The sequence below is a fragment of the Paraburkholderia unamae genome (genome assembly GCF_003096875.1).
Classification (GTDB): Bacteria; Pseudomonadota; Gammaproteobacteria; order Burkholderiales; family Burkholderiaceae; genus Paraburkholderia; species Paraburkholderia unamae.
Map to the genome: position 1 here is coordinate 58,910 of NZ_QEOB01000040.1, position 6,706 is coordinate 65,615.

General features: G+C 58.4%; 7 protein-coding genes. 1 reads left to right on the forward strand and 6 read right to left on the reverse strand.

Going from position 1 to position 6,706, the window contains the following annotated elements:
• Positions 1-157 precede the first annotated feature (157 nt).
• Positions 158-937 carry a creatininase family protein gene (locus C7402_RS43305; RefSeq protein WP_116614899.1) on the reverse strand — a complete coding sequence of 260 codons (780 nt, stop codon included), beginning with the start codon at positions 935-937 and terminating at the stop codon, positions 158-160.
• Entirely contained in the window at positions 934-1,704 is a 771-nt protein-coding gene (locus C7402_RS43310) for an enoyl-CoA hydratase/isomerase family protein (RefSeq protein WP_116614900.1), read from the reverse strand. Before C7402_RS43310 ends, C7402_RS43305 begins: the two co-directional genes overlap by 4 nt.
• Before the next feature lie 191 nt (positions 1,705-1,895).
• On the opposite strand from C7402_RS43310, the gene C7402_RS43315 reads away from it, so the two are divergent.
• Complete coding sequence (locus tag C7402_RS43315) at positions 1,896-2,744, forward strand: AraC family transcriptional regulator (protein WP_224042687.1); 849 nt, start codon at positions 1,896-1,898, stop codon at positions 2,742-2,744.
• 37 nt (positions 2,745-2,781) lie between these two features.
• Here C7402_RS43315 and C7402_RS43320 read toward each other — a convergent pair whose 3' ends face one another.
• The 4 genes from C7402_RS43320 to C7402_RS43335 form a co-directional block, all read right to left on the reverse strand.
• Positions 2,782-4,419, reverse strand: coding sequence for an acyl-CoA synthetase (locus C7402_RS43320; RefSeq protein ID WP_116614901.1), 1,638 nt, complete (start codon positions 4,417-4,419; stop codon positions 2,782-2,784).
• 204 nt (positions 4,420-4,623) lie between these two features.
• On the reverse strand, positions 4,624-5,772 hold the full coding sequence (gene ribB / locus C7402_RS43325; RefSeq protein ID WP_112177844.1) for a 3,4-dihydroxy-2-butanone-4-phosphate synthase: 1,149 nt from the start codon (positions 5,770-5,772) through the stop codon (positions 4,624-4,626).
• A 22-nt stretch (positions 5,773-5,794) separates the two neighbouring features.
• Positions 5,795-6,304, reverse strand: coding sequence for an Lrp/AsnC family transcriptional regulator (locus C7402_RS43330; protein ID WP_112177845.1), 510 nt, complete (start codon positions 6,302-6,304; stop codon positions 5,795-5,797).
• A 246-nt stretch (positions 6,305-6,550) separates the two neighbouring features.
• On the reverse strand, positions 6,551-6,706 hold a 156-nt coding region (locus tag C7402_RS43335), incomplete at its 5' end, for a hypothetical protein (RefSeq protein WP_133254654.1).

Here is a 6,706-nt window from a genome sequence, read left to right on the forward strand (position 1 = left end):
TCGATAGGCATGCTTATCGACTCATCCACCGTTTCTACTTTTAAATATCTTTGTGTTGTTTAATATATATTGCCGTATATCTCACAGCATTTTTTATTCTTTTTATGTCACTACCTTGTCGATACCGGCAGATCATGCTGCCAGCGCGCCGGACCTTCTACGTCAATGATTCGGCCGCAAATGCCGACGCGAGAAGTCTGGCCGTTGCACGCAGACAGGTCTCGCCAATCTCGCGTGACGATCCTCGCGCATCGCCGAGCACGCCGTTTCGGGAGATGGACGCCACACCTTCCTTCCACATCAGATTCAATTGCTCGGTCGTCATGAAGCCCACATGACCAGCCACGAATTGGCCGTGTCGAACGCTGTCGGGGTGAAGATGGATCATGAGGGAGGTTTCGGCGATGTCGGCATGTCCGCCCACGGATTCCGGATCGCCACCGGCTTCTTCGACCGCCAGCCGCCATTCACGCAGCCACGCCTGATGATCCGTATAGGCAAGAACCTGGACGTCCGGCCCAACCGCATCTCTCAAATCCGGCAACATCGCATGAAGGGCATTGAAGTTGCCGACATGAGCTGAGAAAAGGTAGATGCGCTTGAATCCGTGTTTCGCGAGGCTCACGCAGTAATCGTGGCAGAGCGCGGCATACGTTTGCTCCTGCAATGAGATCGTGCCCGGGAAGGCCATGTGGTGCTTCGAGCATCCCACCTGTATGGTCGGCGCGATCAAGGTTCGGCCTAGCAAAGTGGCGATTTCCACCGCCAGTGCTTCAGCATGATCGGCATCCATGCTCAGGGGCAGATGGGGTCCGTGCTGCTCGATTGCTCCGCAAGGAATGATGACGCCATCAAACTGCGTGGCCAATGCGGCCGTCACGTCCTCGTACGTCATGCGCGCGAGATGCAGCGTTTCCGGTGGTTGGAGATTACTCACGATTGGGCCTTCTTGTTGCGGGTCAGAAATTGGGATCTTGCGTCCGCGGACTTCGAGTTGCCGAGATATCCACGCAGGTCATCGAGCGTCATCTGTAGCAGCGCTGCGTCCTTCATCTGTGAACTCTCGCGCAGCGTTCTCTTGATGGCGGCGAAGAGTTGCCGATCTTTGCTGCAAAGCTCGCGGCATTTGGCAAGCGCGTCTCGCAGCACTTCGTCACGCGCGGATATCGCGTCCACCGCCCCCATCGCGAGCGCATCGCCAGCCGGGACCAGCGCGCCTGTATACAGCAGCGAACGCGCGGCACGTTGACCAAGCAAGGTCGCCGCGTGGCGCATGCCTTTTGCCGCGGGCAACAAGCCGTGATTGATCTCCGGAAATCCCAGCCGGGATTCAGCGGACGCGACGACGTAATCGGCATGCAGGATCATCTCGAATCCCGCGCCCACCGCATAGCCATTGACCGCGCACACGAGCGGGCTCGGATACTGCTCAAGTTGCCCCAAAAACGCGTGGAACGCTTCCATGCGCGACAGAGCGAGTTCATGATCCGCCACTTCATTGATATCGCCGCCGGCACAAAAGAACTTCTCTCCCGCCCCCGTGAGCACGATGCCGGGTGGCACGTTTTCCTGAGCGAGGTCGCTGAAGGTGGAAATCAATGCGGTGATGAGTGGTTCACTAAGCGCGTTCGCCGGTGGCCGGCTTATCGTCAACTGCACGAGGTCGGCATCAATGTGTGTGCAAATCAGTTCGTCGGTTTTCATACCTGATGTCTCGTCGTTTTTCATGTGGTTAGTGTATGTGCAGAGAGGCCAAATTTAATTTTGATTTTTCCGAGCCATCGTTAATTCGGCGGATTAAAATCGCGTCATTCAGATGGCCCACCGAATGTTGCGCTGAGGGCGGCGACTCATGGACTCACCGAGGCCGGGCAGGCGCAGAAAGCGAGTGAACCGTGGAACCAGAAACGCCTGAAATCCGTACGTCCACTTCGCCAGCCATGGCAGACGAGGTGAAGATCAACTATCAACCGTTCGATCCGGATTCCGTCGATTTGCCAGTCATTTCCGTTCTTCTGGAGACCAGTGGAAAAGAGGACGAATTGCCGATGCACGTTCATCGCAAGGGGCAAATGGTCGTCGCATTGAGAGGCTCGGTCATGTGTCGATCACCGAACGGATGGTGGATTGTCCCGCCCAACGGCGCAGTGTGGATTCCTGGCGGCATTCCTCATAGCAATCATGCTTCCGATTCCGCCAAGCTGTACGTCATCTTCATTCCGCCGGACGAAGCAGATCTGCCCACCGATTGCCGCAGCTTTACGATTACGCCGCTCATCCGTGAGTTGATCCGTTCACTGGCCAGATTGCCGCCCGACTATCCCAAGGAAGGCCCCGCGAGTCGGCTCGCCAGAGTGTTGCTGGATCAGCTTGCGCAACTGGCGCCCGACGACGTCTTTCTCCCCATCTCCGACAATCATCGGCTTCAACAGATCGCTTCGTCGTTGCTCGACAATCCCGGCGACCGCAGCACGATCGCGGAATGGGGACGCCGGTATGCGATGAGCGAACGTACGCTCGCGCGGTTGGTGCTCAGCGAAACCGGCATGACATTCGGGCGCTGGCGCGAGCGTTTGCATATCATCATTGCGCTTCAGCGATTGTCGGCGGGAGCGTCGGTTCACGCCGTATCGCTCGAACTTGGCTATGAAGGTCCCAATTCGTTCATCACCATGTTCAAGAAGACCATGGGACAAAGTCCCGGCAAATTTCGAGTGGACAAGATGGATCCTTCTTCGCCTTGATCAAAACGCGGCGGCTGGCGACACACCGCCTCGTCTTTCATAGCTGGCGCGCACGCTCCCGCAAGATGAACTTCTGGATCTTGCCGGTCGAGGTCTTCGGCAGTGGCGTGAAGACAATGGTCTTGGGAATCTTGAAATGTGCCATCCGCTCGCGGCAGAAAGCGATAATGTCCGATTCGGTCACGACCGAATCGTCTTTGAGCGTGATGAAAGCGCAAGGTGTCTCGCCCCACTTCTCGTCAGGACGAGCGACGATTGCCGCCTCCAGAACAGCGGGATGGGAATACAGCATGTCCTCGATCTCGATCGACGAAATATTTTCGCCTCCCGAGATAATGATGTCCTTCGAGCGATCCTTGATTTCCAGGTAGCCATCGGAATGCCACACCCCGAGATCGCCAGTATGAAACCACCCACCGGCAAATGCCTCTACCGTGGCATCCAGATTCTTCAGGTAGCCCTTCATGACGTTGTTGCCGCGAAGAAAGACCTCGCCGAGCGTCTGCCCATCTTTTGGAACGGGCTCCAGCCTATCCGGGTGTGCCACCATCATCGCCTCGAGTGCGGGTCCGCGTACACCCTGGCGGGCCTTGAGTTGCGCTTTCGCATCCAGATCGAGAGCATTCCACGACTCGCGCCACACGCATTGCACGGCTGGCCCATAAGATTCGGTCAGCCCATAGACATGCGTCACTTCCCAGCCCATGCGCTCCATGCCGGCGATCACCGGAGCGGGCGGTGGCGCACCGCCGGTCATGACCTTGACTACGTGACGAATGCCCGCTTTCAACTCCGGCGCGGCGTTATTGATCATGTTCAACACCACGGAGGCGGCACAGAAATGCGTGACCGCCTCCGTGCGGATGGCGGCGAGAATCGGCTCAGCCCGCGTATGGCGCAGAAAGACGCTGGTGCCTGCCACCAACGCCATGGTCCAGGGAAAGCACCAGCCATTGCAATGAAACATCGGCAAGGTCCATAAATAGGTCGCGTCCCCGTCCAGATGCCACGATAGTGCGTTCGACACGGCGTTGAGATATGCGCCGCGATGGTGATACACCACGCCTTTTGGATTGCCCGTCGTGCCCGACGTGTAGTTCAAGGTAATGGCCAGCCATTCGTCTTCGGGCATCGCGAGCGAGAACTCCGTGTGGGTTGCCTCCCGCAGCAACGCTTCATAGTCTTTTTCGCCGAGCAGATCGCCATCTCCGAACTGAGGATCGTCAATGTCGATAACCTGAATGACGCGGCCAAGACGCGCAAGCGCTTTCTTCACTGTCGGCGAGAACTCGCGGTCGGTGATCAGCAGCTTCGCCTCGCCGTGGTTGAGAATGAAAGCGATCGTGTCGGCATCGAGCCGTGTGTTGATGGTGTTCAGTACAGCGCCGCAAAGCGGTACACCGAAATGCGCCTCGAACAGCTCCGGCGTATTGGCCGCGATCATCGCCACCGTATCGCCCTTGCCAATGCCACGCCCGAGCAGCGCACCGGCGAGTAGCCGGCAACGTCGATACGTTTCGGCCCAGTCGCGGCGAATCGTGCCATGAATGACGGCCGTGCGCTCCGGCCAGATAGACGCGGCGCGTTCGAGAAACGTCAGCGGTGACAAAGCAATGAAATTCGCCGGGTCGCGCTCGAGTCCGATCATATAGGGATTGCCTGCCGTTATTTTCATGCGGGCCGCCCCGCGGCTATGGCGCTCGCGCGCTCGCCGAAGATGCCAAGGTTTTCTGCGTGTCTCATCTATCCTCCTTAAGTTGTTTTTATAGTCACGAAACGCTCTCAATTGAGCGGCACGACTTCATCCGAAAAAATGCCACTGCGCCCCGAACGGAAGAGCCCAATTTCTTCCTCGACACGGCGGCACTACGGGACAGCGTCAAACTTCCTGATAGTCGCAGATACGCTCTATTTTTCTCTGCTCCACCACGTTCAAACCGTAGCCCTCCAGGCCCACAATCGTTCTTTCGTGATTGGAGAGCAGGATCATGTTCTTCACGCCGAGTTCGGTGAGAATTTGTGCGCCTATTCCGTAATCACGCAGTTCCGGCTCGGCAGGCGTGGGGTGCATCATGGAACGCACACGTTCCGACACGGCCGTGAGGCGTGACTCGCGTATCAGCACGATGACGCCACGGTTCTCGTCCGCCAGCAAACGCGCGGCGCCGCGTAGAGACGCGAGGTGGTGACCGCCAATGACGTCGTTCATGGTATCCATCGCATGCATGCGCACGAGAACGGGGTCGGCTCCCCGCAGATCACCCATGACAAAGGCAATATGCTCGACCTGATCGACCCGATTCCGGTAGACGACGATCCGCCAATGCCTTCCATTCGGCTCGGTAAAGCTGCCGTTTTCAACGGCCTCCACGAGCCGTTCCGTTCGTCGGCGATACGCGATGAGATCGGCGATCGTGCCGAGTTTCAGCTTATGTCGCCGTGAAAAGGCGATGAGGTCCGGCAGCCTCGCCATGGTGCCGTCGTCGTTCATGATTTCGCAGATCGCGCCGGCCGGCGCGAGCCCGGCCAGACGGGCGATATCTACTGCGGCCTCGGTGTGGCCGGCACGCACGAGCGTACCGCCTTCGCGCGCCATGAGCGGAAAGACATGCCCGGGTGAGACGATCTCGTCGCGCCCCGTTTCCGGATTGATGGCAATCGCAATCGTGCGGGAACGGTCGGCCGCCGAGATGCCCGTACTCACGCCATCACGCGCCTCGATCGACACCGTGAAAGCCGTCTCGTGCCGCGAGCCGTTGATCCGGCTCATCAAATGAAGACCCAATGATTCGCAGCGCGCGCGTGTCATCGCGAGGCAGATCAAACCACGCGCATGCGTCGCCATGAAGTTGACGGCGTCGGGCGTGGCGAACTGGGCTGGAATAATAAGGTCTCCTTCGTTCTCGCGATCCTCGTCGTCGACCAGAATGAACATGCGACCGGCTCGCGCCTCTTCGATAATTTCCGACGCCGTTGCGATGTCGGCGCGCGAATCCAGCGGCTGACGGGTCGATGTTGTGTTACTCATGAGTACACCTCACGCGATGGGGTCACGACGCTTGCGCCAGACCGTGAATCTGGATAGGCCGCGTCGTGTCGATAGGGAGCGTCGTTTTGTTGGCAAGCCGTTTGAGGACGACGTTCGAGCGAACGCTGGCCACGCCGGGAAGCGACGTCAGCTTGTGTGTGATGATGTGTTCGAGTTCGACGAGATCTCTGGCCACCACGCGCAGGAGATAGTCGGTTTGCCCGGTCATCATGAAGCAGTCCATGACCTCGGTGACGCCTCTCACCGTGTCGGCGAAACTCTCCCGCGCATGCATGCCCTGCCGCTCCAGACCGATCTCGACGATCGCCATGACGCCCAGGCCGAGTAGGGAGGCATCGAGAACGGCGACGCGCCGGCTGATCACACCAAGACGCTCCAGATTCCTGACTCTGACGAGACAGGGAGAGGGTGACAAGTTGACTCGAGCCGCCAGCTCGAGATTCGTCAAACTCGAATCCTCCTGAAGTTCACTCAGGATGCTAAGGTCTATCCTATCCAGCGCAACGCTCATGGCCCGGGTCTCCTCTTCGCCTAAAACCAGGGTGCCCCGAGGTTCGAACGTTCGCTTTCGATCAGAACATCGATTTCCGCTCCAGCACGCATTCGAACAACAGCACCTGATGAACGAGTTTATGCCAGCCGGCTTCGCGGGAAATTCCGATAAAAAGCCGAGTTATCACCAAAAACAGACATTTTCGCCCACACGCGGGAAAACCCGCTATTCGTCACACTAGCGAAACGTAAGCTGAGATAGCCATCAGGCCTTTCTGGGCGGCGGCAGGTCGGTACAGACGCCTTCATACAGCTCGGCGGCCATACCGATCGATTCGCCCAGCGTTGGGTGCGGGTGAATCGTCTTGCCGATGTCGGTCGCATCCGCGCCCATTTCCACGGCGAGGCACACTTCGCTGAT